21 protein-coding genes, 1 tRNA gene and 1 pseudogene are annotated in these 24,643 nt (G+C 66.8%); 4 read left to right on the top strand and 19 right to left on the bottom strand.

Translation table 11 applies throughout. The features are described 5' to 3' along the window. Positions 1-5: 5 nt before the first annotated feature. The 7 genes and pseudogenes from BWQ93_RS09955 to BWQ93_RS09985 all read right to left on the bottom strand — a co-directional run bounded on the left by BWQ93_RS09955 (position 6) and on the right by BWQ93_RS09985 (position 8,180). Complete coding sequence (locus tag BWQ93_RS09955; RefSeq protein ID WP_232314789.1) at positions 6-1,019, bottom strand: ATP-grasp domain-containing protein; 1,014 nt, start codon at positions 1,017-1,019, stop codon at positions 6-8. A 48-nt stretch (positions 1,020-1,067) separates the two neighbouring features. Continuing rightward, a complete protein-coding gene (locus BWQ93_RS09960) occupies positions 1,068-1,649 on the bottom strand; it encodes a TerD family protein (RefSeq protein ID WP_077030409.1) in 582 nt (193 codons plus the stop codon). A gap of 73 nt (positions 1,650-1,722) precedes the next feature. Then, a complete protein-coding gene (locus BWQ93_RS09965; RefSeq protein WP_077030410.1) occupies positions 1,723-2,298 on the bottom strand; it encodes a TerD family protein in 576 nt (191 codons plus the stop codon). A 75-nt stretch (positions 2,299-2,373) separates the two neighbouring features. Further along, positions 2,374-3,444 (bottom strand): DUF475 domain-containing protein, encoded by a 1,071-nt coding sequence (locus tag BWQ93_RS09970; protein ID WP_077030411.1) that lies wholly within the window; start codon positions 3,442-3,444, stop codon positions 2,374-2,376. Between the two features lie 38 nt (positions 3,445-3,482). Next, positions 3,483-4,688, bottom strand: a pseudogene (locus BWQ93_RS09975) (TerD family protein); the annotation flags it as partial. 54 nt (positions 4,689-4,742) lie between these two features. Beyond that, positions 4,743-5,330 carry a TerD family protein gene (locus BWQ93_RS09980; protein ID WP_077030413.1) on the bottom strand — a complete coding sequence of 196 codons (588 nt, stop codon included), beginning with the start codon at positions 5,328-5,330 and terminating at the stop codon, positions 4,743-4,745. Positions 5,331-5,513: 183 nt separating this feature from the next. After that, positions 5,514-8,180, bottom strand: a complete 2,667-nt coding sequence (locus BWQ93_RS09985; RefSeq protein ID WP_077030414.1) for a LuxR C-terminal-related transcriptional regulator — start codon at positions 8,178-8,180, stop codon at positions 5,514-5,516. Between the two features lie 169 nt (positions 8,181-8,349). On the opposite strand from BWQ93_RS09985, the gene BWQ93_RS09990 reads away from it, so the two are divergent. From BWQ93_RS09990 to BWQ93_RS10005, 4 genes are all read left to right on the top strand, one after another. Beyond that, positions 8,350-10,935, top strand: a complete 2,586-nt coding sequence (locus tag BWQ93_RS09990) for a TonB-dependent receptor (RefSeq protein ID WP_232314790.1) — start codon at positions 8,350-8,352, stop codon at positions 10,933-10,935. An 85-nt stretch (positions 10,936-11,020) separates the two neighbouring features. Then, a complete protein-coding gene (locus BWQ93_RS09995; protein ID WP_198040514.1) occupies positions 11,021-11,794 on the top strand; it encodes an SDR family NAD(P)-dependent oxidoreductase in 774 nt (257 codons plus the stop codon). 29 nt (positions 11,795-11,823) lie between these two features. Next, the gene (locus BWQ93_RS10000; RefSeq protein ID WP_077030415.1) at positions 11,824-12,945 is read left to right on the top strand and encodes a DUF5938 domain-containing protein; all 1,122 of its coding nucleotides are present in this window, start codon (positions 11,824-11,826) and stop codon (positions 12,943-12,945) included. 13 nt (positions 12,946-12,958) lie between these two features. Beyond that, positions 12,959-14,503, top strand: coding sequence for an acyl-CoA synthetase (locus tag BWQ93_RS10005; RefSeq protein WP_077030416.1), 1,545 nt, complete (start codon positions 12,959-12,961; stop codon positions 14,501-14,503). 6 nt (positions 14,504-14,509) lie between these two features. Here the strand turns inward: BWQ93_RS10005 and BWQ93_RS10010 are convergent, their stop codons facing one another. The 12 genes from BWQ93_RS10010 to BWQ93_RS10065 all read right to left on the bottom strand — a co-directional run bounded on the left by BWQ93_RS10010 (position 14,510) and on the right by BWQ93_RS10065 (position 24,628). Continuing rightward, the gene (locus tag BWQ93_RS10010; protein ID WP_077030417.1) at positions 14,510-14,986 is read right to left on the bottom strand and encodes an MgtC/SapB family protein; all 477 of its coding nucleotides are present in this window, start codon (positions 14,984-14,986) and stop codon (positions 14,510-14,512) included. 64 nt (positions 14,987-15,050) lie between these two features. Then, positions 15,051-15,127: transfer RNA gene (locus tag BWQ93_RS10015), tRNA-Met, on the bottom strand. Positions 15,128-15,182: 55 nt separating this feature from the next. After that, positions 15,183-15,674: a 2'-5' RNA ligase family protein gene (locus BWQ93_RS10020; RefSeq protein WP_077030418.1), complete on the bottom strand. Its 492-nt coding sequence runs from the start codon at positions 15,672-15,674 to the stop codon at positions 15,183-15,185. 230 nt (positions 15,675-15,904) lie between these two features. After that, positions 15,905-16,657 carry an alpha/beta fold hydrolase gene (locus tag BWQ93_RS10025; protein ID WP_077030419.1) on the bottom strand — a complete coding sequence of 251 codons (753 nt, stop codon included), beginning with the start codon at positions 16,655-16,657 and terminating at the stop codon, positions 15,905-15,907. Positions 16,658-16,661: 4 nt separating this feature from the next. Further along, positions 16,662-17,798: a Kelch repeat-containing protein gene (locus BWQ93_RS10030; RefSeq protein ID WP_156878199.1), complete on the bottom strand. Its 1,137-nt coding sequence runs from the start codon at positions 17,796-17,798 to the stop codon at positions 16,662-16,664. 23 nt (positions 17,799-17,821) lie between these two features. After that, complete coding sequence (gene mltG, locus BWQ93_RS10035) at positions 17,822-18,739, bottom strand: endolytic transglycosylase MltG (protein WP_077032317.1); 918 nt, start codon at positions 18,737-18,739, stop codon at positions 17,822-17,824. 321 nt (positions 18,740-19,060) lie between these two features. Further along, a complete protein-coding gene (fabF, locus tag BWQ93_RS10040; RefSeq protein WP_077030421.1) occupies positions 19,061-20,320 on the bottom strand; it encodes a beta-ketoacyl-ACP synthase II in 1,260 nt (419 codons plus the stop codon). 260 nt (positions 20,321-20,580) lie between these two features. Next, positions 20,581-20,817, bottom strand: coding sequence for an acyl carrier protein (locus BWQ93_RS10045; RefSeq protein WP_003039428.1), 237 nt, complete (start codon positions 20,815-20,817; stop codon positions 20,581-20,583). Between the two features lie 232 nt (positions 20,818-21,049). Further along, complete coding sequence (locus BWQ93_RS10050) at positions 21,050-22,849, bottom strand: tetratricopeptide repeat protein (RefSeq protein WP_077030422.1); 1,800 nt, start codon at positions 22,847-22,849, stop codon at positions 21,050-21,052. Positions 22,850-23,333: 484 nt separating this feature from the next. Next, complete coding sequence (locus tag BWQ93_RS10055) at positions 23,334-23,612, bottom strand: hypothetical protein (protein WP_077030423.1); 279 nt, start codon at positions 23,610-23,612, stop codon at positions 23,334-23,336. A gap of 40 nt (positions 23,613-23,652) precedes the next feature. Then, entirely contained in the window at positions 23,653-24,054 is a 402-nt protein-coding gene (locus BWQ93_RS10060) for a VOC family protein (protein WP_077030424.1), read from the bottom strand. 13 nt (positions 24,055-24,067) lie between these two features. Next, positions 24,068-24,628, bottom strand: coding sequence for a DUF3617 domain-containing protein (locus BWQ93_RS10065; protein WP_156878200.1), 561 nt, complete (start codon positions 24,626-24,628; stop codon positions 24,068-24,070). Positions 24,629-24,643: the final 15 nt, after the last annotated feature.

Here is a 24,643-nt window from a genome sequence, read left to right on the forward strand (position 1 = left end):
CGCTCTCATGCGGCCACAGCCTGAACCACCGTCGTGAACGACACCTCGCTGTCGATCGCGCTGCGGTCGATCGTCTCCGGGGTCAGCCGTCCGGTGAGCAGGCCTGCCCAGTCGGCAACGAGGCGGCAGCCGACCTGGTCGGCATAGACGACGCCGCCCGCGGGCCGGGCGTTGATCTCGAGCAATTTCCAGCCGTCGTCGTTCGCGCGGCGGAACTGCGCATTGACGAGGCCGTGGAGGCCGAAGCGCCGGACGATCGCCGCGACCGCATCTGCGAGCGGATGGCGCGACACGATATGCTGGTGGCCGTTCGCTAGCTTGGTGCGCGCGGCATATTTGAGCAGCTGCCCCTGGTCGGCCAGTATGTCGAACGAGATTTCGGGGCCGGGCAGATAGGGCATGACGACGATATCGTCGATCGGTCCGCGCGCCTCCTGCTCGGCGAGCGCCGCGACATAGAGCTCGGCGCGGATGCGGCGGCGTTCGGGGTCTTTGAGGTGCGCCATCGGATCGACGTCCATCAGGCGCCAGAAGCCGAGGCCGTTGACCCCCTGCCGCGGTTTGACGCAGGGGCTGCTCCCGTCGTCGGGCCAGCGCGCGAGCAACTCGGCGAGTTCGCCGCTGCTCTGCGCCAGATAGGTGGGTAGGTGATGCTCCTCGCCCGCCAGCGCCTCGGCAAAGCCATATTTGTCGTCGAGCAGCGCGAGCGTCGCCATGTCGGCGGGGAGGTGCACGCGGCACGGCAGCTCCGCTTCCGCAATGAGCTTGCGATGGCGCGTCGGGATGAAGATGTCGATCGCCTCGCGGTCGATCGTCTCGCGCACCCATGCCAGATAGGCGTCGCGATCGTCGGCGGGGGCATCGGCCGAGCCGCCGTCGATCCAGGTCGCGGTCGGGCCCGGATAGCGCGCCGCGTGCGGCGACACGCTGATGAAGACCTCGAGCGACGGATCGGCGACGCGCATCAGCCCCGCGATCGGCGCGAGCGAGAAACCGCGATTGAACCAGATGCGCATCATCGCGCCCGGCATGCCGGGACCGCGGTCCCGCTAAGGCCGGGCACAAGATCAGCCAAGGTTGACGCCCATGCTGCCGGCGAGACCCGAAAGGCCGCTTTCCCAGCCCTCGCCGATCGCCTTGACCTTGATGTCGCCCTGCGGCCCGCGATACAGTTCCACGAAGATCAGCGAGGTGTTCATGCTGCCGTCCTCGGACAGGTCGAAGCGCGCCAGTTCCTTGCCGTCGGCGTCGTTGATCACGCGCGCATAGGCGTTCGAGACCGAACCGAAATTCTGCTTCCGCTCCTGGCCCTCGTGGATCGTGACCGCGACGACGACCTTCTTCACATCGGCGCCGAGGCGGGCGAAGTCGACCTTGACCGTCTCGTCGTCGCCCGCGCCCTCGCCGGTGCGATTGTCGCCGCCATAGACGACCGCGCCATCGGGCGAGGACTTATTGTTGTAGAAGATGAAATGCGCGTCGCTCAGCACCTTGTCGTTGGCGCCGACGACGAACGCCGAGGCGTCGAGGTCGAAGGCCGCGCCGTCGGTCTGGCGCACGTCCCAGCCGAGGCCCACGGTCACCGCCGACAGGCCGGGCGCTTCCTTGCTGAGCGACACATTGCCGCCCTTGCTCAATGACACTGCCATGTCCGCGTCCTTTCAAAATCCGTGGAAAGGACCGGCGGGCCGCGTGCCCGCCGGTCCCTTCATCATGTCCGCATCAACCGATGTTGACGCCATAGTTGCCGGCGAGCGGGCCGAGGCCGCCCTTGAAGCCCTGACCGACGGCGCGGAATTTCCAGTCGCCGGCGTTGCGATAGACTTCGCCGAGGATCATCGCGGTTTCGACCGAGGCGTCTTCCGACAGGTCGTAGCGAACGATTTCGGTCCCGGTCTTGTTGTCGACGAGGCGGATGAAGGCGTTCGAGACCTGGCCGAAGCTCTGGCCGCGCGATTCTCCGTCGTGGATGGTGACCGCGACCGCGACCTTGTCGACGTCGGCGGGGACCTTCGACAATATTATCTTGATCTGCTCGTCGTCGCCGTCGCCCTCGCCTGTGCGGTTGTCGCCCTGATGGATCACGGCGCCGCCGACGTCCTTGTTGTTATAGAAGCAGAAGTCGCCGTCCGAGCGCACCTTGCCGTCTTCCTTGAGCAGGAAAGCCGAGGCGTCGAGGTCGAAATCCTGCCCGTCGGTGGCGCGGACGTCCCAGCCGAGGCCGACCATGACCTCGTCGAGGCCGGGCGATTCCTTCGACAGGCTGACGTTACCGCCTTTTGAAAGAGAAATTGCCATGGAGTTTCATCCTTTCCGTTAGTGGTGGGCGTGGCCGGACCGTCCGGTCACCCCCGATATTGCGTCCCCGTTATCTCACGCCTTTGCGGTTTCGGCCTCGCCTTCGTCCGCGCCGTCACCGCCCGGGTTGGCGCGGTTCCAGCGCACCGAGGACCAGAAGGCGATGCCGATCAGCACCGCACCGATCAGCCCGGTGATCACCTCCGGAATATGCTGGAAGGTGTTGATGTACATGATCACCGCCAGCGCGAGGATGGCATAGAAGGCGCCATGTTCGAGATAGCGATATTCGGACATCGTGCCCTTGCGGACGAGGAAGATCGTCATCGAACGCACGAACATCGCGCCGATGCCGAGGCCGATGGCGATGATGATGAGGTTGTTGGTGAGCGCGAACGCCCCGATTACGCCGTCGAACGAGAAGCTGGCGTCGAGCACTTCGAGGTAGAGGAAGGCGCCGAAGCCGGCCTTGGCCACGTCGCCGCTCGACGGCGTCGGGGGTTCGAGCACATGGTTGACGATCTCGACCACGATGAAAGTCAGCAGGCCGCCGATCGCCGCGATGATGAACACCAGCGCATCGGCGTCGGACAGCATCGTCGAGGTGAGCCAGGTGCCGAGCAGCACCAACCCGATCGCGACCGCGTCGATGTCGGCGACCTTGGCCAGCGGCCGTTCGATCGCGGCGATCCAGTCGACTTCCTTATCCGAATCGAAGAAATATTTGAGGCCGACCATGCCGAGGAAGGCGCCGCCGAAGCCCATCAGGCCGATATGCGCGTCGCTGACGATCGCCTGATATTGCTTGGGTTCGTTGAGCGCGAGCTTGAAAGCCTCGATCGGGCCGAGGCCCGCCGCGACCATCACGATCACCAGCGGGAAAACGATGCGCATGCCGAACACCGCAATCGCGATACCCCAAGTGAGGAAGCGTTGCTGCCAGACCGGGTCCATATCCTTCAGGACCGAGGCGTTGACCGCAGCATTGTCGAAGGAGAGCGAGACCTCGAGCACCGAGAGCACGACGCAGATCCACACGATGCCGAGCACCCCGTCGATCGTGCCGGTGAGCTCCCAGCCGTACCAGGCGCCCAATGCGAGCGCCACCACGGTGAACAGCAGCGAACCGCCGAAATGTTTGAACATTGAAATTCGTCCCCTTGCCGCCGCAGCGGTGCTAAAAATCAGTCTTTCGAACCCGCGGCCCAACGCAGGAAGATGCCGATGTCGTCGGCATATTCCTTCTGGTCGCGGTAATAGCGCATGTGGCGCTGCATCTTGAGGCTGCCGCCCTCGTTGTCGAGGATGGCGATGCCGCACAGCCGGCAATTGTCGCGCCCTTCGTCGAGGCGGACCTCGATCTCGGGCTGGCCGGGGATCGTCATCTTCACGATGCCGTCGGTCTTGTTCCAGTTCGGAACCCCGTCATAGATCAGCGCGAACACCGCGATCCTTTTGATATGGTCGAAATATTGGCCGTTGACGCGGATCGTCTCGCCCGCCGACACCGCGCCGGTGCGGTCGTCGCCCGACAGCTGGATGAAGGGTTCGCGGTTGAAGTCGCCGAACGCGCGGCCCAACGCCTGGATCACGCCCTTGTAGCCGTCCTGCAGTTCGAACAGCACGCCGAGGTCGAGGTCGATATTCTTGGGCCCGCCCCCGAAGAAGCCGCGCTTCTGCTCGGGCTGGCTCCAGTTGAGGTTCAGAACGATCTCGCCGAAGGTCGAGCCGGTCTTCTTGAGGCTGACGCTGGGGCTCGATTTTTCGAGCGTGATCTTCTTGAGGCTGATCGGCGCGGAGGGCGCCGGAGCCGGGGCAGGTGCTGGTGCGGGGGCCGGAGCCGGCGCGGGGGCCGGAGTGGGCGCTGGCGCTGGAGCCGGGGCAGGCGCATCGGCCACTTCGCCGCCGAAATGGCCGATCAGGCTGCCGAGACCGCCGGCGAAGCCCGCGGCGATCGTGCCGCATTTCCAGCCCGAGCTGTGGCGATAGAATTCGACCATCATCACCGCCTTTTCGTTGGTGAGATGCTCGGCGACGTTGAACTCGGCCTTGCCGCCGTCGATCGACACCAGCAGCGGCTTGGCGTCGGCGATCAAGCGGTCGTCGTGCGTCGCGGTGAAGACGATGCGGTCGATGCTGGCGGGCAGCGTGTCGAGGTCGACCGCGAAGACCGCCTTGTCCGACGCGGGCGACAGGCTGATCGCCCCCTCGGGCGTGCGCGGATTCGAGAAGAGCACGACATAGCGATCGTCGCCGATCTTGCGCTCGGCATTCAGGCCGAAGGCCGCGATATCGACCCCCGCCAGGCCGAAGGACACCGCGACTTCGCAGCGGTTGCCGACGCCGAGGTCGGCGAGCCCGCGCTTTTCACCCTTTTGCAATTGCATCGATGCCCCCCTTGCAGTCGCGGCTCGGCCGCGACGCGGATCGTTGAATGAGACGGATCAGATCAGGCTGCGCGACTGGTCGGCGAGCTGCTGGACATGCACGCCCTGCGCGCGTTCGCCCAGCGCCTTGTAGATCCATTCGCCGCCGCTGCGTTTCAGCGAGGCGAGGATCAGCCCGGTATAGCTGCCGCTTTCGCTGATGTCGTAACGCGCGAGTTCGCGGTTGGTCGCCAGGTCGATGACGCGGCCGAAGGCGTTGGCCACCTTGTCGAAGGTCTGGCCGCGGAAGCTGGTGACGGTCAGGACGAGCGTCTCAACGTTGGACGGCAGGCGCGTCAGGTCGATCATGATCGTCTCGTCGTCGCCGTCGCCCTCGCCGGTGAGGTTGTCGCCGCTGTGGCGGATCGAGCCGTCGTCGCTGGTCAGTTTCTGGAACCACACGACATCGACGATGTTGCCGCCGCCGTCGAACACCAGGCACGAGGCGTCGAGGTCGATGCTTTCGTTGCCGCCCGAAAGCTTCGCGAAGAAACCCTTCGCCGGGGCCATGTCCCAGCCCACGCCGAGCGCGATGCGGGTGAGCCCGCTGCCGCCGGCCTCCTTCGACAGGCTGACACTCGAATTCTTGTTGAGCGAAATGGCCATTTGTCTCTCCTCCACCGGCGGCATTCACAGGAGTCCGACTGATATAAACCGCCCCCCGGCCTGTCCATCTCTTTGTCGGCGTTCACCGATGCGAACAATCGGCGAAATAATTCTGTAACTCATGTGGTTAAGCGGAGGTTTTAGCAGCCGTTTTACGTCGAAGCGACGCCGCGACGGGCCGATTTAATGCCGCGCCCCCGGTTCGATCAGCTTGAGCCCCAGCGTCGAGGCGTTAAGCACCGCCTCCTCGCGCGTGCCCGCGCGCAATTTGCGCATCACATTCTTGAGGTGCCATTTCACCGTTTCGGGCGCGAGCTGGAGCGTGCGGGCGATTTCCTTGTTGGATTCGCCGGCGTTGAGTGCGCTCAGTATCTCGATCTCGCGGTCGGTGAGGAAGGAGAAGGCTTCGCCCGGCGCGGGGACGTTGGTCCCCGCGAGCGCGGGGTCGTGCCGCGCCGGATCGGCGAGGCGCAGCAGCGCGAGGAAACAGTCCGAGCTATACGCCTCGCTGCAGAAATTCTGCACCGCGCGCACCCCGGTGACGTCGAGCACGTCGACGATCGTACGGCGGAAACCGACGCTGGCGGCGTGGTTGAGGAAGCGCACCGTTTCAAGCTCGACCATCTTGTCGCAGCGCCCGCTGAGCTGCGGCAGGATGTTGAACAACGTCGCCGCGGTGCGCAGTTCGGCATCGTCGGCGCTCGACGCGAGCTGGAGCAGCAGCGCCGCGACGCGGGTCAGCCGCGGGCGGTCGTCGGCCGCAATCGCCTCATAGGCGCGCATTTCGGCGAGCAGCGCGAAGGCGCGGCCCGGCGCCGACAGCGGATCGAGTACCGCCGCATCCTCGTCGGCGATGGCGAGCACTGCCTCGGGATCGATCGTCTGAGGCAGGCGTAGCCGCGCGCGTTCGACGACGCACAGCGCTTTCAGCGGCGCCCATCCGCGATCGAAGGCGATGAGTTCGGCGCGGTCGATCAACGCCGCTGCCGGGTGGGCCTGCCCTTCCCGGGCGGCGATGCGGGTCGCGACGAGAAAGGCGTGGAGCAGCGCGTCCTGGAAACAGGCGTGATCGAGCTGTGGCAGCGCGCGCGCCGCAAGTATCGCCGCGGCCTCGAAATCCTCGCGTTCGTAGCAGCAGCGCGCGAGCGCCGCGTCGATCAGCGCCCCGGCGAGACCGGGTTGGGAGACCGTCTCACCTGCCTCGCGCAGCAGGCGTTCGGCCTCGCCGAGCTGCCCCTGCGCCCGCGCCGCGCCGGCCTTGGCGATGATCGCCAGCGCCAGCGGCAGATCGAGCGGGCGCCCGCGTCCGCGCAGCAGCAGCGGCCGCACCGCGTCGTGGACCAGCCCGAACAGCCCGCGCTTGAGGGCGCCATGCGCCAGCGTACCGCGCAGCATCGCGATGGCGAAATCCGAGAGCTCGCCGGGCGCGGCGAGCAGCTGGTCGCAGGCCTCGATCGCACCATCGAGCCGGTCGGCGGCATGGGCGCGGTGGAGCAGCTCGAGCGCAGGGGCATCGGCGCCTGCCACGGCGAAAACGGCCGCACCCGGGGCGTCGAGCACCGCGAGCCACGCCTGCGCCCGGCCGAGATCGGGGAAGGCGGCGATGGTCCCGGCGGGCAGCGCGGCGATCCAGCCGCCCGCCTGCTCGATATGGCCACCTTCGATCATCGGCATCGCGGCGGTCGCGATGAGTGCCCCCGCCTGCTCGAAATCCGCCGCCGCCAGCGCCTGGTCGATCGCCTCGGCGGTCAGCCCTGCCGCCGTATAGCGGCGAGCCGCGGCGCGGTGCAGCTGCGCGGCGCGGCCGGGTTCGGCGCGATCGAGGCGGCGGCGCAGCGCTGCACGGAACGCCGGGTGCAGGCGGTACGACGCACCGTCTTCGCCCACTTCGATGAACAACCCCTGCCCCGCCAGATCGCGGAGCCGGTCGCCGCTCCCTTCGTCGCCGCCGAGAAGGCGCGCGAGATCGGCATCGAGGCGCGGCGCGACCGCGCAGCGCTGAAGCAACAGCCGCTCGGCATCGGGAAGGGCGTCGATGAGCGGCGCGAGGAAGGCGTCGAGGCGCGCGAGCAGGCCGGCGAAATCGCCTGCCTTCAGCGTCTCGGGGCGCTGCACCGCAAGTCTGAATCCGGCCGGCCAGCCCTCGAGCAATTCATGCAGGCGAGCGGTGTCCTGCGCGTCCAGCGTCACGCCCGCCGCGGAGAGGAAGGCGGCGGCAGCCGTATCGTCCAGCGCGATGTCGGCCGAGCCGATCCGCAGCATCATGCCGCGGCGCTCGACCGTATCGACGGCCACCGATGGGGCGGTGCGAGCGGTCAGGACGAGGTGCAACCGCGCGGGCGGGTGGCGGAGCAAGGCATTCAATAATTCGGTCGCCCCGGGACCGGCGAGGCGGTCGGCATCATCGAGGACGAGCAGAAGCGGCCGGTCGTCGGCGTCGATCGTCTCCGCCAGTTCGGCCGCCCGTTCGGGCACCGCGGCAGCCGCCCCATCCGAATGCGCCGGGCGGCCGCAGGCGAGATGTACCGCAGCGGCGATGTGCGCGGTGGCAGCCGTGCCATCGTCGCCGGCGTCGAACGAGACCCAACCCGCGCGCCAGCCCGCCGCCTTCGCCTCGGCGAACAGGGCCGCGCAGAAGGCGGTCTTGCCGTAACCCATTGGCGCCTGCACCAACGTCAGCTCGCGCTGCGCGAGGCGGCCCAGCCACAGGGCGGCGCGGTCGAGGCCGACGAGATCGGATGGAAACCGCGGCGGGCGATCTTTGGGCGGGACCGGCGCCGCGCGGGCATGATCCCCAACGACGCGCAAATGCGCCGTGGCCTCGGTCCTCGATCCCGGCTGGATGGTCATGTTTCGCCCTCCATCTGAACCCCATGGCTATCGCCATGCGACGTCCGCGGCAAGCGTCCCCCCCATCGTTCCCCCCGCCGCCCGACCTGTCGCGCCGCGCGGCTCCGCAATAGCCTCGCTTCCATCGACGGCCACGCATCGACGGGCCGCAAGCCGTGGGAGAGACGATATGAGCAACAAGGCTTTTCTGGCGACCTGCCTGTCCACGACCATGCTGGTCGGCTGGCACGCCCCCGCCCTCGCGCAGGATGCCGCGGCCCCCGAGGCCGAAAGCGGCGGGATCGCCGAGATCGTCGTCACCGCGCAGAAGCGCGCACAGAATCTGCAGGACGTGCCCGTTGCGGTGTCCGCCATCGGCGGCGACGCGCTCGAAGGCCGCGGGATCACCGAGACCTCTGACCTGATGGGCGCGGTGCCCAGCCTCCAGGTCACCAGTCCCTATGGCAACACCCAGCCCAATTTCGCGCTGCGCGGCATTTCGGTCGCGAACGAATTTTCCGCGTCCACGGCGTCGCCCGTCGGCGTCTATGTCGATGAAGTCTATCAGAGCTTCCGCGCCAGTCACGGCCAGCAGCTCTACGACATCGACCGCGTCGAGGTGCTGCGCGGACCGCAAGGCACGCTCTATGGCCGCAACACCACCGGCGGCGCGGTCAGCTTCTTCACGCGCAAGCCCGAGCTCGACGGCAACAACGGCTATCTGACGCTGGGTTACGGCAATTACGACACCAAGACTGTACAGGGCGCCGCCGAATTCACGCTGGTTCCCGACGTGCTCGGCATCCGTGTCGCGGGCACGCGCTCGAAGGGCGATGGCTGGCAATTCAACCCCGCGCAGAACCGCCATGTCGGCACCACCGACACGATCGGCGGCCGCATCGCGATCCGCTGGAAACCGACCGACCGGCTCGACATCAACCTCAAATTCTACGCCGCGAAGGATGATCCGCTCGGCGCCAACGCCTATGCGATCGGCCAGCTCGCGGGCAATCGCGACGCGCTCGGTTATTCGCGCTTCGACCCCGCGCAGAACGGCGGCCGCGCGCTCCGCCGCAACGAGGTGTCGGCGGACACCGGCGGCACCTATTACACCCGCTCGCAGGGCGCCGCGCTCAACATCAGCTACGAGGCCAGCGACACTGTGACGCTCACCTCGATCACCGGCTTCGACAAGGGGCGCTATGCGATCGACCCCAATGACTGCGACGGCTCGCCGAACGACCTCTGCGCGATCCGCTTCCGCTCGCGCAGCAAGAATTTCAACCAGGACTTCCGCCTCGCCTATTCGGACGACAGCCTCGATGTCATCGCGGGCCTCTATTATGGCAAGGACACCGTCAAGACCTCGAACGAGCCCGATTTCTTCGGGGTGATCCGCCCGCTGCTGCTCGGCGCGGGGCTGCCGGGCAGCTACAATAATGCCGCGGTCGCCACCCCCGATTCGATCGGCATCGTCCCCGCCTTCGCCGCCGACCCGACGCTCGATCCGACCAATCCCGCCAGCTGCGCGCCCGTCGCGGTCAATCCGAACGGCTTCCTCGACGCGCGCTCGCTGATCGCGCTCCTGACCGACATCCAGCTCAACAATTCGGGCGGCGGCGGTTTCGGCGGGGCAATTTCGGCCGCGTGCCGCGCCGCGGGCGCCCCGCCCTTCACGCCGATCCTGGGCTCGCAGAAATTCGACATCCAGCGTCCGTCGAAGGCGATCTACGGCGACGTCACCTGGACGGCGACCGAGGCGCTGACCATCGCGGTGGGCCTGCGCTACACGATGGACAAGGTGAAGTTCCGGAACGGCAGCACGATCCTGTACAGCCTCGACGGCACCACCCCGGTGGTGAACCTCATCCCGTACAGCAATCCCTATAATCCCAACCTGCCGACGATGAACCTCAGCAGCAAGGCGAACCGCCTGACCGGGCGCGTCAACGTCAGCTACAAATTCGCCGACGATGTGATGGGATATCTGCAGTACAGCCGCGGCTATCGCAGCGGCAGCTACAACGGCCTCGCCTATCAGGGCACGAACCAGGTCTATTATATTAAGCCCGAGCAGGTGAACGCCTATGAAGGCGGGCTCAAGACGCGCTTCCTCGACCGCCGCGTCCAGCTCAACCTCGCGGGCTTCTATTACGACTATTCGAACCAGCAGACGACGCAGGTTGTCGGCGCGACGACCTTCACCCGCAGCGCCAACGGCCGCGTCTATGGTGGCGAGGCCGAGCTGACGGTGCAGGCGGCGGACTCGCTCCGTCTCGACGCGACGCTCGGGCTGCTCAACAGCAAGTACAAGGGCAATGTCGTCGACCCCGCCGATCCCGCGACGCAGTTCACCCGCAACGTCAACGGCAACAGCTTCCCCAACGCGCCCGAGACCACCTTCACCGCGGGTTTCGAATGGGATGTGTTCGATAGCAATGCCGGCAAGCTGACGCTGCGCGGCGACGCCAATTATATGGGCAAATATTATTTCGACTCGTTTGGCGATTACGGGCTCGATCCGTGCGACAAGCCCGGCGCGCCCGGCGCGATCCGCCCGGCGGGGACCGCCTTCACCTGCGGCAACCCCTCCTATTGGCTGCTCAACAGCCGGCTGACCTATCAGAAGGACAGCTTCTCGGTCAGCGCGTGGGTCAAGAACCTGACCAACAAATATTATTACACCTATGGGCTCAACATCGACGTGTTCGGGCTCGACTATCTGAACCGCGGCATGCCGCGCACCTATGGCGTCGAGGCGACGGTGAAATTCTGACGGGTCGCACGCCCCCCACGGGGCGGGGTCGGCGGGCGATCCTCCTCCCGCCCGTCGGCCCTACCCTCTTTGAGCCAAGGATCATATGATGATGCGTTTTACGGGAAAAAGCGTGCTGATCACCGGCGCCGCGCGCGGCATCGGCCTCGCCGCGGCGCAGGAATTTGCGCGCGAGGGCGCGTCGGTGACGATCACCGACATCGACCTCGCCGAAGCCGAGGCGGCGGCGGCGGCGATCCGCGGCGAAGGACATAAGGCCGAGGCGCGGCGACAGGATGTCGCCGACGAGGCCGCATGGGACGCGCTGATCGCCGACGTCACCGCGCGGGACGGCGGCCTCGACATCCTCGTCAACAACGCCGGCATGGGCTTCCTCAAATCGGTCGTCGATACTGGCCTCGCCGAATGGCAGCGGCTGATGGCGGTCAACCTCGAGAGCGTCTTCCTCGGCACCCGCGCCGGGATCAAGTCGATGAAGGACAAGGGCGGCGTCATCGTCAACGTCGCCTCGATCGCGGCGAACGTCGCCGAGCCGCTCTTCCCCGCGTACAACGCCAGCAAGGCCGGGGTCGCGATGTTCACCAAGGCCGCCGCGGTCGATTGCGCGCGCAAGGGCTGGCCGGTGCGCATCAACTCGCTCCACCCCGGTTATTGCGAGACCAAGCTCGTCGTCGACGCGGTCGGTGCGCTCGGCGACGAGGCCGCGGGTTTCGCCGCCGCGACCGCCGCCGCGATCCCTATGGGGCGCATGGCGACGCCGTACGAGATCGCGCGGCCGCTGCTGTTCCTGGCGAGCGACGACGCGGCGTACATGTGCGGCAACGAACTGATCGTCGACGGCGGCTACACCGCGGTCTGACCCAAACCCTTCAGAACAGGACGAACTTTATGAGCAAGAAACCGGTCATCGTCTATGGCGCCTCGGGCTACACCGGGCGCCTCGTCTGCGAATATCTGCGCGAGCTGGGCATTCCGTTCATCGCCGCGGGGCGCGACAAGAAGCGCGTGCAGGAGGTGATGGACAAGGTACCCGGCATCGAGACCGCCGACTATGAAGTCGCCGAGGTCGAACACAACGTCGCGGCGCTGACCAAGCTGTTCAAGGGCGCCAGCGTCGTGTGCAACATGGTCGGCCCCTTCATCAAATATGGCCCCGAAGCGGTCGAGGCCTGCCTCGCCGCGGGCTGCCATTATCTCGACACCACCGGCGAGCAGGACTGGATGCTGCTGGCGCAGGAAAAATGGGGCGACGCCTTCGCCAAGAAGGGCCTGCTGCTCTCGCCTTGCGTCGCGCATATGTACACCACCGGCGAGATCGCCGCGAACATCGCGCTCGAGACGATGCCCGGGCTCGACACGCTCGACATGCTCGTGCTGTGGAAGGGTTTTCCCACTTATGCCTCGGTCCAGACGATCTTCACCATCCTCAAGGCCGACTGGTATTATCTCGAGAATAATCAGTATGTCCAATGGCCGACGCTGACGACGACCGAGTGCCAAGTCCCCGGCCAGCACGCCACCGCGCTGACCCTGCCGTGGGGCGGCACCTCGCATCCTTTGTGGTTCAAGAACGACCCGCGCGTGTCGACGGTCAAGGTCTATGGCGGCGTCTTCGCGCGCGAGGTGATGGATAATGTCGTCGCGATGACCAAGATGGTCGACACCGACATCAAGCCGTTGCCGTTCGAGGAACAGGAAGCCGCGCTGTCAAAGATGGCCGAGTCTATTCAGGGCGATATGCCGCCGCGCGAGAATTCGCGGCTCAACACCAGCATCGATTCGGTCTATGCCTCGGGCCCGCTCGGCCGCGTGCATGTGCTGCTCCACGGCAATTGCAACTACAAGCAGACGGGGCTGATGCAGGCCTGGGCCGCCGCGAACCTGCTCCAGCAGGCGCCGCGGCGCACCGGCTTCGCTTCGGCGTGCCAGGCGTTCGGCCACCGCGAGATTCTCGGCACCTTGCGCCAGTTCGGGCTGGTGCTGAAGCCGATCGTCACGGTCAACGACTGAGGAGGAGCGCGCAATGCGGCTGGTCGACTGGCTCGACAAGGGGGCGTCGCTGGGCGCCGACGCGCCCTGCCTGACGATGGACGGGCGGAGCCTGTCCTATGCCGAGGTGCAGGCGCTGACGCACTGCGTCGCGCGCGGGCTGAGTGCGTCGGGCATCCTCCCGGGCCAGCATGTCGCGATCCTGTCGGGCAACGACCCCACCGCCTTCGCCTGCGTCTTCGCCATCTCGCGCGCCGCCGCCGTCTGGTGTCCGATCAACCCGCGCAACGAGGCGGCCGAGAACGCCTATGTGCTCGACAATTTCGACTGCACCGCGCTGATCTTCCATTCGAAGTTCGCCGATCTGGTAGACGAATTGCGCGGCCAATTGCCCAAGCTGACGCTGCTCGTCTGCCTCGACGCCGAACAGGATTTCGCGCCGTCGCTGGCCGAGTGGCTGGCGGGCATCGACGCCAATCCCTTTGCGGCGGCGCCCGTCAGCGACCTCGCAATGCTCCCCGGCACCGGCGGCACCACGGGCCACCCCAAGGGGGTGATGCTGACCAATCGCAACCTCGAGGCGATGACCGCGCTGACGCTGATGGGCTATCCTTTCGAAGGGCGCCCCGTCTATCTCGCGATGGCGCCGCTGACCCATGCGGCGGGCGTGCTCACCTTCCCGATCATGGCGCATGGCGGCGAGGTCGTGATCATGCCCTATCCCGACATCGGCGAATTCCTCGCGCTCGCCTCGCAACACCGCGCGACGCACACCTTCCTGCCGCCGACCTTGATCTACATGCTGCTCGACCATCCCGCGCTGCCGGTCACCGACCTCTCGGCGATGCAATGTTTCTGGTACGGCGCCGCACCGATCTCGCCCGCGCGGCTCGCCGAGGCGATCGAGAAGCTCGGCCCGGTGATGGCGCAGCTCTTCGGCCAGACCGAGGCGCCGATGATGATCGCGATGATGGCGCCGAAGGACCATCTGAACCCCGACGGATCGGTCGCGCGGCATCGCCTGTCCTCGGCGGGCAGGCCCGGCCCGCTCGTCCGCGTCGCGATCCTCGACAGCGAAGGGCGCGAACTGCCGCAGGGCGAGCGCGGCGAGATCGTCGTGCGCGGCAGCCTCGTCATGGACGGCTATTACAAGAACCCCGAAGCGACGGCCGAGGCCACCGTGGACGGCTGGCACCGCACCGGCGACATCGGCTATCTCGACCCCGACAATTTCCTGTTCATCGTCGACCGGGCGAAGGACATGATCATCACCGGCGGATTCAACGTCTATTCGGCCGAAGTCGAGGCGGCGCTGCTCGCGCACCCCGCGGTGCAGGACGGCGCGGTGTTCGGCCTGCCCGACGACAAATGGGGCGAGCGTGTCTGCGCCGTGGTGCAGCTGCGTGCGGGCCAGGACGCCGACGCCGACGACATCATCGCCTCCGTCAAAGCCGCGATCGGCAGCGTCAAGGCGCCGAAGGAGCTCGAAATCTGGCCCGACCTGCCGCGCTCGAAGGTCGGCAAGGTGCTGAAAAAAGATATCCGCGCGGCGAAGCTGGCGGCAGCGAACGACGGCTGAGCCGCGTCACTCCTCCTTGGGCTTTGCGCGCCGCCGCTCCCAGACGCTTTCGACGAAGCCCAGCACGGTCAGCATCACCACGCTGATCACGCTCGCGATCGCGACGAGCGGCCATTGTGCCGCGCCGCACGCGACCCCGATCACCGCCGCGAGCCACAGATGCACCGCGGTGGTGAGGTTTTTCACCTCGCCCTTGCTGAACACGATCAGCCCCGCGCCGATGATCCCGATGAAGGCGCCCGTCGCCTCGAAGATGCGCAGGGGATCGCCCCCTTCGCCGCCGATCTGGCCATAGAGCGAAATCATCGACACCGTCATCGCCGCCGCGGCGAAGCAGATAAGCCCATGCGTGCGAAACCCGGCTTCATGTCCGCGCACCTCGCGGTCGAGCCCGAGCAGCAACCCCAGCACCGCCGCCACCCCGAGCCGCGACAGGAGGTCGAGGTCGATCCAGTGGACGAGTATCGGCGCATTGAGTTCCATCGCCGGGATAGCGCGGCAGAAGGCGAACGGTTCCGCGCCCGGGGGCTATCAATCTCTTGGGCGATGGTAGCGGAGGAGGGACTCGAACCCCCGACACGCGGATTATGATTCCGCTGCTCTAACCTGCTGAGCTACTCCGCCCCGAAAGGCCGCCCGCTCGGGCGAGCAGCGCCTATAGGCAGGCGGCGGGGTCTGGTCAATATCCTCTGCGCGGGCCGCGGAAATTGCGGGCGAAGGCGCTTTCCCATGGGCCGCCGCGGTAGTGAAACGCGGCGAGTCCCGCGATGGCCAGCGGGCGCGGGCGGAAATCGCGGGCGAGGTCGGCCTGCAGGGCATGGGCGGCTTTCGCCGTCACCTTGTTCTGGACGGTGATGTGGAGTTTGGGCGTGCCGCGGTCCTGCGCGGTGAGCATGCCGGCGAAGCGGTCGGCGATGCGCGCGCGGATTTCCAAGAGTTCGGGGCTGTCGATGCGGAAGGCGGTGCCGTTCCCTAGCGAATAGACGTCAGCCACTCGCGCCGCGGGCGGGGGCGTGTCGGTGGCGATGGTGCGGATCAGGCCTTCGAGCTCGGCGAGCGCCGAGGGCGGCAGCTGGTGGAAGAGCGTGATATGCGCGGCAAGATGGTTGCGCTCGGGCGGGAAATTTGCGGTGCGGAGCGCATCGAAGAGGCGCTGGTCGGCCGCACCCATCGTCGCAGTCACGATGATGGGCGCGGCGCCAGAGATCCGGTCGGGAGGGGGGATGACCGGATCGCCTGTCACGAGCAGGGATGGGCGCGGCAAGCGGGAGGGGGATGGCCGTCGTCCATGGGACACTCTGTCTCGCTCCCCACCCAGATGGCGAATCCGGCGGAAAATCGCCAATCGATAAATTGCATGACAATAATCGTATAAGGCGATGACATATTATTATCCGGGCCTTAGGCCGCGTTCCAATGCGCATTCAGCGCCGCGGCGACGACTTCGGGGCGCTCGGCGATCGCCCAATGGCCGGCCTTTTCAATCACCGTGAGCGGCGTGCCGGTGTTGGCGGCGTAGCGCTGCGCGACCGACAGGTCCACATAGGGATCGCCCTCGCCCCAAATCAGCGCGCCCTTCGCCGGCAGCTTCGCGATATCGAGCGCCCAGTCGTGCGCGAAGCTCAGCCCCTTGGCCGAGCGGTAGAGTTTGAGGATCGCGCGGCGCTTGTCCTTGTTCGCCCATTGCGCCGCTTCTTCCTGCGCAATGTCGGCAGGCATGCCCGCGGCGGCGAGCCCCTTGGCGAGCTTGGCGGGTTTGCTCAGCGCCATGAACAGCTCGCCGAGGATCGGCGTGTTCCAGATGCGCGCGAGGCGGTGGCCGCGATAGTCGGGCTCGATCACCGCGTTCGAGATCGCCCAGCTGCGGATGAGGTCGGGGCGCAGCATCGCGACACGCTGCGCGATCAGCGCCCCCCAGTCGTGACCGACGATATCGATCGGGCCGTGCTTCGCGAACAGGACCTCGGACTGCCCCACCGCCCAGTCGGCATAGGCCTCCTTGGTCGCGGGAAAGCCCGCGGGGAGCGGGCCGGTGAAGCCCGGCAGCGCAGGGACCGCGACGGGCGTGTCGCCGAGATCGAGCGCGGCGAGCAAAGGTCCCCAGATGAGCGGACTGTCGGGGACGCCGTGGAGGAAGAGTTTGGCGGTGGTCATGGCCTTACCCCTTCGTCAGATGGACGATCCAGCTTTGCGCGGTCGGCTCGATCCGCCCCTCGCGATAGCCCCCCGCGAGCAAGGCGGTGTTCGCATCGGCGCGGACCAGCGTCATATAATTCCACTGGCCGCCGAGGTCGTAGTCGAGCCGCCGGCCGGTGCCGGTCGCGATATCGAAAATCTCGGGCGCGGTGTCGCCCGCCGCGACGAGCACACGGCCTCCGGGGAGCAGCAGCAGCCCGTCGGCGATCTTGAAGCGCGGGTCGGCGAGATTGCCGGCGGCAACGAAACGCCCCGCCGTAGCGTCGTAGCGCTCGACCGAGCGGAGCTTGCCGCCATAGTCGCGAATGTCCGAGCCGCCGACGACCAGCACGTCGCCGTTCGCGAGGCGCACCGCGCCATGTTTGTAGCGGCCCTCGGCGAGACTGCCTGCGGGAGCGAAGCGCCCGGTCGCGGGGTCGAAGAGCTCGGCGCTGGCGAGCGCGCGGCGCGGTTCGCGGTCGGGGCGACCGCCGCCCACTATGAGGATGCGGCCGTCGGAGAGTAGCGTGCCCGTCGCCCCGCTGCGCGCGGCGGCGAGCGATCCGGTGCGGGTCAGCTTGCCCGTCGTGGGGTCGAAGATTTCGGCGTCGGCGCGCACGTCACTGCCGTCATAACCGCCCGCAATCAGGATGCGGCCATCGGCAAGCACTGCGACGGTCGGCGCGTTGCGCGGCGCGGCCAGCGCGGGACCGGCGACCGAACGGCCGGTGGCTGGATCGAAGATCTCGGTCGCGGCGCTCACGCGGCCGTTCACCCAGCCGCCGAGGATCAGCACCTTCCCGCCGGACAGCGCCACTGCCGAGGGCTGGATGCGCGGCGCGAGCAGGCGCCCGGTCGCGGTGACCGTCATGCCCGGCGCCTCGATGATGTCGACCGTGGCGCTCGCGGGGCCGGCCTCACAGCCCGCTTCGACGCAGCCGCCGATGGCGAGCAAAGTGCCGCCGCCCGCCGCGACCAGCTGGTGCGTCGCGCGCGGGGCGCCCAGGCCGGGGCCCTGCTCGAAACGCACGTCGCTCGTCGCCTTCTCGGCCGCGCCGCCGCCGCTCATGCAGGCAGCGAGCGCGAGGGTTGCGGCGGATAGTCCCAACAGACGGCGCATCTTCATCCCTCCCCTTCGCGCGGCTACTCTATCTCCCCGCGGTCGCGGCGCAGCTGGTACCAGCGCTGGACATTGGCATTATGCTCGGACAGCGTCCGTGCGAAGATATGGCCACCGTCGCCTTTCGCGACGAAGAAGAGGAAGTTGTTCGCCTCGGGGTCGAGCACCGCGGCGATCGACGCCTTGCCGGGGTTGGCGATCGGCCCCTGCGGCAGCCCCGCCATGCTGTAGGTGTTGTAGCCGTTCACCGCCTGGATTTCGCTGCGCAGGATGCGCCGGCCGAGCGGCTTGCCCTTGGTGATCGGATAGATGATCGTCGGGTCGGCCTGGAGCTTCATTCCGACGCCGAGGCGGTTGGTGTAGACCCCGGCGACGGTGCGGCGCTCGGCAGCGACGCCGGTTTCCTTTTCGACGATCGACGCCAGCGTGATCGCTTCATTGCGGTCCTTGACCGCGGCGCGCGGGGTGCGTTTCTTCCAGAGTTCGTCGAAGGCCTTGTCCATCGCGGCCTGCATGCGCTTGATCACCGCGGCGCGCGTCTCGCCGGTGGTGAAGGCGTAGCTGTCGGGCAGGATGCTGCCCTCGGCGGGCACGGGGATTTCGCCCTTCAGCCGTTTCTCGGCCATCAGCCGTTCCCAGACCATGATCGAGGGCATGCCCTCGGGGATCATCACGAGCCGCTGGATCGTCTTGCCCGATTGCAGCAGTTCGAGAATGTCGCCCGCGTCCATCCCCTTCTCAACCTTATATTCGCCGGGTTTGATCGGGTCGGACGAGCCGAAGAAGCGCGCCTCGTTGCGGAAGCTCGAGGCCGAGACGAGCCCGGCCTTTTCGAGGATCTCGCCCGCCTTGGCGATGCTCGCACCCTTGGGGATCACGACCTCGGCATCCTTCGGCGCGCCGCCCGAGCAGGCGGCGAGCAGCAATACGAGAATCGCCATCGTCAGCCAGCGGAACGGATGCACGCGATTCTCCCGTCAGTCGAAGACTCTGCTTAAAGCCACAAAAGACCCGCATGCGCGGCGCCGGAATGTGTCCTTTGTGCCCTTAACACCGGTCGCCCGGCGGGCCTCGTCGATGGGTAAAGCATGGCGGGATAATGTAGGAAAGGCATTTTAATCCTCCCTGTCGCGCAGCGATGGGGAGGTGGCAGCGGCGCAGCCGCTGACGGAGGGGCTATGGCGCGACGTCGCCGGCCCCTCCACCATTCGCTCCGCGAACGGTCCCCCTCCCCATCGCTGCGCGACAGGGAGGATTAGCTGTTAATCGACCGCCTTGACGATCAGGCTGGCGTTGGTGCCGCCGAAGCCGAAGCTGTTGTTCAGCGCCGCCTTCACCTTGCGCTTCTTCGCGACCTTGGGGACCAGGTCGGCACCTTCGGTGCCTTCGTCGGGGTTGTCGAGGTTGAGCGTCGGGGGGACGACCTGGTCGCGGATCGCGAGGATGCAGAAGATCGTCTCGACCGCGCCCGCGCCGCCGAGCAGGTGGCCGATCGCCGACTTGGTCGAGCTCATCGACACATTGCCCATCGCATCGCCGAACAGCCGCTTCACCGCGCCGAGTTCGATCGTGTCGGCCATCGTCGAGGTGCCGTGCGCGTTGATATAGTCGATGTCGGCGGGGGTCATGCCGGCCTTCTTCAGCGCCGCGCTCATCGAACGGAAGGCGCCGTCCATTTCGGGATCAGGCGCGGTCACATGATAGGCGTCGCCCGACAGGCCATAGCCGACGACCTCGGCATAAATCTTGGCGCCACGCGCCTTGGCGTGCTCATATTCCTCGAGCACAACAACACCCGCGCCCTCGCCCATCACGAAGCCGTCGCGGTCTTTATCGTAAGGACGGCTCGCCTGTTCGGGGCGGTCGTTGTAGCTCATGTTGAGCGCGCGCGCCTGCGCGAAGCCCGCGATGCCGATCGGGCAGATCGTCGCCTCGGCGCCGCCCGCGAGCATGATATCGGCATCGTCGTCGCGGATCATCCGCGCCGCATCGCCGATCGAATGCGCACCGGTCGAACAGGCAGTGACGACGGCGTGGTTCGGGCCTTTGAGGCCATATTTGATGCTGACCTGCCCCGAAATCAGGTTGATGAGGCGGCCGTGGACGAAGTGAGGGCTGACGCGGCCCGGCCCCTTCTCGGCGAGCAGCAGGCTTTCGCTTTCGATCCCCGGCAGGCCGCCGATGCCCGAGCCGATCGAGCAGCCGGCGCGCACCTTCTGCTCCTCGGTCAACTCGGTGAGCCCCGCGTCCTCGAGCGCCTGGCCCGCGGCGTCGATGCCAAAGATGATGAAGGGATCGACCTGGCGCTGCACCTTGTGATCGACGCGCTTGCCGGGGTCGAAACCATATTCATGGTCGGGCCCCTTCACCTCGCACGCGATGGTGCATTTCTGGTCCGACGCATCGAAATGGGTGATCGGACCCGCGCCCGATTTGCCCGCGATCAGATTTTTCCAGCTGGTTTCGACGTCACCACCCAGCGGCGTCACCAAACCCAAACCCGTCACCACAACCCGGCGCATAGTCATTCCTTTCGTCGGCCCTGTCCCCGCAGGATGCCGCTTCATATGATTTCCATCGTCACCCCGGCGGAGGCCAGGGTCTCGCCCGCGCGGCCTGTGATCACCGAACCGGCCAGATCCCGGCTTTCGCCGGGACGACGGATGTAGCGCCGTGTCAGGCTACATCCATAAAAAAAGCTTCCCGGCCACTGCGCACGAGCGCTCGGGACCGGGAAGCCGGAAACGCGTGGACGGCTCCGGCATGGCCGGACCGCAGAGCCTTAGCCCTTGTTCGCTTCGATATAGTCGATCGCATCCTTGACGGTGGCGATCTTTTCCGCCGCGTCGTCGGGGATTTCGACGCCGAATTCTTCTTCGAACGCCATCACCAGTTCGACGATGTCGAGGCTGTCGGCGCCCAGATCGTCGATGAAGCTCGCTTCTTCGGTGACCTTGTCGGCTTCGACGCCCAGATGTTCGACGACGATCTTCTTAACCTTTTCGGCCGAATCGCTCATGCGCTATTCCTTTTCTGACTAAGCCGTGAATGTTGAAATTTGCCCTAGTGCGCGCCAACGGGGCTGGCAAGAGGGCTGGCGTCGGGGTGCCCGGCGCTGCGATGTCGACTAATGCCTCCTCTGCGGCGCTGTACGCCGACCGCGTCCCTTTCTGCCCCTCCAGCACCTGCGTGACGAAATAGGAAATGCCCTGCCCCTGTTCAAGATCGAACCGCGGCACGCGGACGTGCCGTCAATCGGTCGTCTTGGCGATCGCAGGGCGCGGGCCCACCACGCCGGATTCGCGCAGTGCAATCGAAGCGCGCGCGATCACCGCGGGGGTTATCATGAACTGGCGCAGCACCGTTTCCGGCGGCGCGTTCGCGGGCTGGCCGGTATAGTCGAGCAGCCGCCGCCACAGGCCCCGCGCCTGGTCGACCTCGCCCATCCGCGCCAGCACGACCGAGCGCACCATCAGATATTGCGGCTCGAGGTTGCTGGGCGAGGGCATGCGGTCGAGCAGCGCCAGCGCCTCGGCCTGATCGCCGCGCTGCGAATGGAGGAAGGCGAGGGTCACTGCGGGCACGCCCGCATGCGAATTGTCGAGCATCACCGAGCGCGTCAGCAGTGCTTCGCCCTCCGCGGTGCGCCCGCAGGCGGTGTTGAACAGCCCGAAAAAGCCGGTCAGATCGGCATCATAGGGGTTGAGCGCAAGCGCCGCGCCGCCTTGACCGATCCCCCGCTGGCAGTCGCCCCCATAGAAATGCGCGCGCGACATGGCGAACAGCCCCGCCGCGCTATTCGGGCCGACGCTGTAGGCGCGGCGCGCCAGTTCCTGCCCCTCGGCATAGGCTTCCTTGCCCTCGGCCGTCGCGCGGCGCTGCTGCCAGTCGCCGAAGCGGAGGAGCGACAGTGCGTTCAGCGGCACCGGATCCTGCGGCATGTCGTCGATCGTCGCGCGCAGGCAGCGATCGACGCGCGCCGCGGCGGCGGGATTGCGCATCTGGCGCAGGCGGTTGAACTGCGCGAGGCACGGGAAGCCCGTGGCATAATTGTCGGGCTGGCGCTGCAACTGGTCGCGCACGATGACACCATAATCGCCCGCAATTTGTGCGATCGCGGGTTCGAGCCCGGTGAATTCGGGGATATCGTCCGCGGCCACGCGGATCTGCTGCGACCAGATGGCGCGCTCGTCGGCGACGCGGTTGAGCACGAGCGTCACATCGACCGCCCCGCCTTCCAGCCGGCGCACGAGCAAGGCATCGAGGCGATAGTCGGCGCGCTGGCGAGGTCCCGTCGCACCCGCCGGACGCGAGGCGAGAAGCTGGACCAGCTCGAAGCGCCGGAAACCGTCGCGCAATTTTCCGTCGAGCCCGCGCGCCATCGCGCGCGACGGTCCGCTGTCGCCCGATGCGGGCGCGCTGAGCTCGAGCGTCGGCATCGGCACGGAATCGCCGCCGAGCAACGGACGGTCCGAATGGGCGAACCACCAGCCGGCGAAAGCCGCGAGCGCGAGCGCGGCGGCAAAGCCGAGCCACAACAGCACGCCGCGCCGGCGCGGCGCCGACGCGGGACGCGCGGTGGAAGGCGGCACCGGCGTCACGCCGCCGGGCGCAGTTGCACCCGCCTCGGCGGCCGGATGGCCCTCGCGCGCGGTCTCGCCCGCGTCAGCGCCGCGCGCGGCGGGCGGCGCGGCGCGATGCTGGACGACGATCTCGTAACTGCCCTGCGGCACGCGCAGCCGGTGAAGCCATGGCGTCTCGGCATAATAACGGTCGAGCAGGTTGCGGAGCCGGCCGACCATGACGCGAGGGTAACTGTCGACCGCGGGGTCGAAATCGCTGCTGCGCCCCAGCGCCTCGGTCGCGATCGCATAGGCCTTGGGCGCGGTGCGGTTGCCCTGCAGCCGATGATCGACGAGATATTGCAGCAGGCGCGTGAGCACCGGCGACCGCACGAACAGCGGAGAGTCGAGCAGGCGCGCGAGTTCGTCGGCTATGATCCTGTCGGCATCGCCGTCTTGCTGCTCAGCGCTCGCCTTCGTCCGGTCCATACTACCCCCAAATGCCCCAAAGCGAGCTGCTGCGCGGTAGATACGTCAATAACTGGGCGCGACCAGCCGTTGTCACTTCCTTGTAACGGTAACAACTGAGCCAGTCTTCATAACATAAAATTGCGCTTGCGCCAAATAGCGGCGCAAAAAGCCGAAACGAGGTTAATAATTTCCTAACGGATTGCGACAACCCGCTACGTGACCCGATGTAACTCAACCTGTTGTCCCATTTCGGGCATGTCTCGATCGTGGTGATGTCCTCGTGACGTCGCCGTCTGGTCCGGACCTTGGTTCGGTATGACGAATTGAGGTCGGAAGACCGACGGGTGCGAGCTGGTCCCTGGCACTTGTCGCATGGTCCTCCGGCTTCATACACAGCGACTTCGCCGGACGGAAAAATGGCCCCACCCGTTTTTCCGTCCGGCAAGTCCACCGCCACAGCCATCCTGAAAATCGTCACGCACCCATCGCCGTTGCCGGCGCATCAGCGACGCCCAAGCCGCGCATAGAGCCGCAAGCCAAGCGCGGCAAGGAAGAGCGGTGCCATTATGCGACCTTCGAGGTGATAGGTCGGATCGGCGTACACCGCGCGGCTCACATAGTTGAAGGTGAAGATCAGCCAGATATAATGGATGCCGATGCGGTGGAGCCATTTCCATCCCTCTGCGACGCGCCGTTCAAGGCCAGCGCCATCGGATTGATCAGCGCTTAGGATCGGCGCAGCCGCCACCGCGACCAGCCCGGCGGCGAGGCTGACGAGCAACGGCGCCCACCGCTGGCGAAGCCGGGCGGTCGCTATCAGATCAGGCCGGGCCGATCCGGAAGGCGCAGAGCTTGTTGCCGTCGAGGTCGCGGAAATAGGCGCCGTAAAAGGCCTGGTCGCCATCGTCGCCGCGCACCCCCGGCGGTCCCTCGCAGCTGCCGCCGAGTTCGAGCGCCTTCGCGTGCAGCGCGTCGACCTTGGCGCGCGCGTCGACGACAAGCGCTGCCATATGGCCATTGCCGCGATCGGTGGGCATGCCGTCGTAGGGCCGCGTCACCGCGATCCCCGGCTGGCCCCAGCCCGTGCTGTAGAGGGTGAAGCCGTTCGCCTCCTCGTCGGGCAGGCGCATCAGCTCGCTGGCGCCGATCGTCCCAAGTAGCGCGGCGTAAAAGCTGCGCGCGCGCTCGAGATCGTCGGTCCCCATGGTGACATACCCGATCATGGCCGCGGTCCGATCAGCTCTTGGCGGCAGGGGCCGGCGGCGTGATGTCGTTCGGGCCGCATTCGCCCTTGCGCTCGGCGGTGATGCGCATGACCATCTCGCCTTCCTTGCTGCCGTCGGCCTTGTTGGCGAGGATCGTCATCGTGATGTCCTGCGCGGTGGCGCCGCTGGTGCCGGTCGCGCTCATCTTCATTGTCTTGCCCGCGTCGCCCTTGCAGGTCGCAGAGAAATCGACGGTCTTGCCGCTGAAGACCTTCTTGTCGAAGGTGCAATTCTCGCCCTTCGAGCCCATGTCGGACAGGTTCTTCGCCATGTCCTCCTGCTTCGCGGCCTCCGGGGTCAGGCATACGGTCATGCCGCTGAGCATTGAGAACATCTGCTGCATCTGCGCCTTGGCCTCGGGGGTGACGTCGTCGCCCTCGAGCTTCACGATCTCGATCTTCTGGCCCCAGCTGCCCGGCTGGCGCAATTCAGGGGGCTCGTTCGACGCCGTCTCGCCGTCCTTTGCCGCCTTGTCGCCGCACGCGGCGAGGACGAGACTGCTCGCAATCGCCAGCATCAAAGTCTTTTTCATGGCATTTCCCCTGTC

Origin of the sequence: Sphingopyxis sp. QXT-31, from assembly GCF_001984035.1 — a bacterium.
In the GTDB taxonomy this organism is placed as follows: Bacteria; Pseudomonadota; Alphaproteobacteria; order Sphingomonadales; family Sphingomonadaceae; genus Sphingopyxis.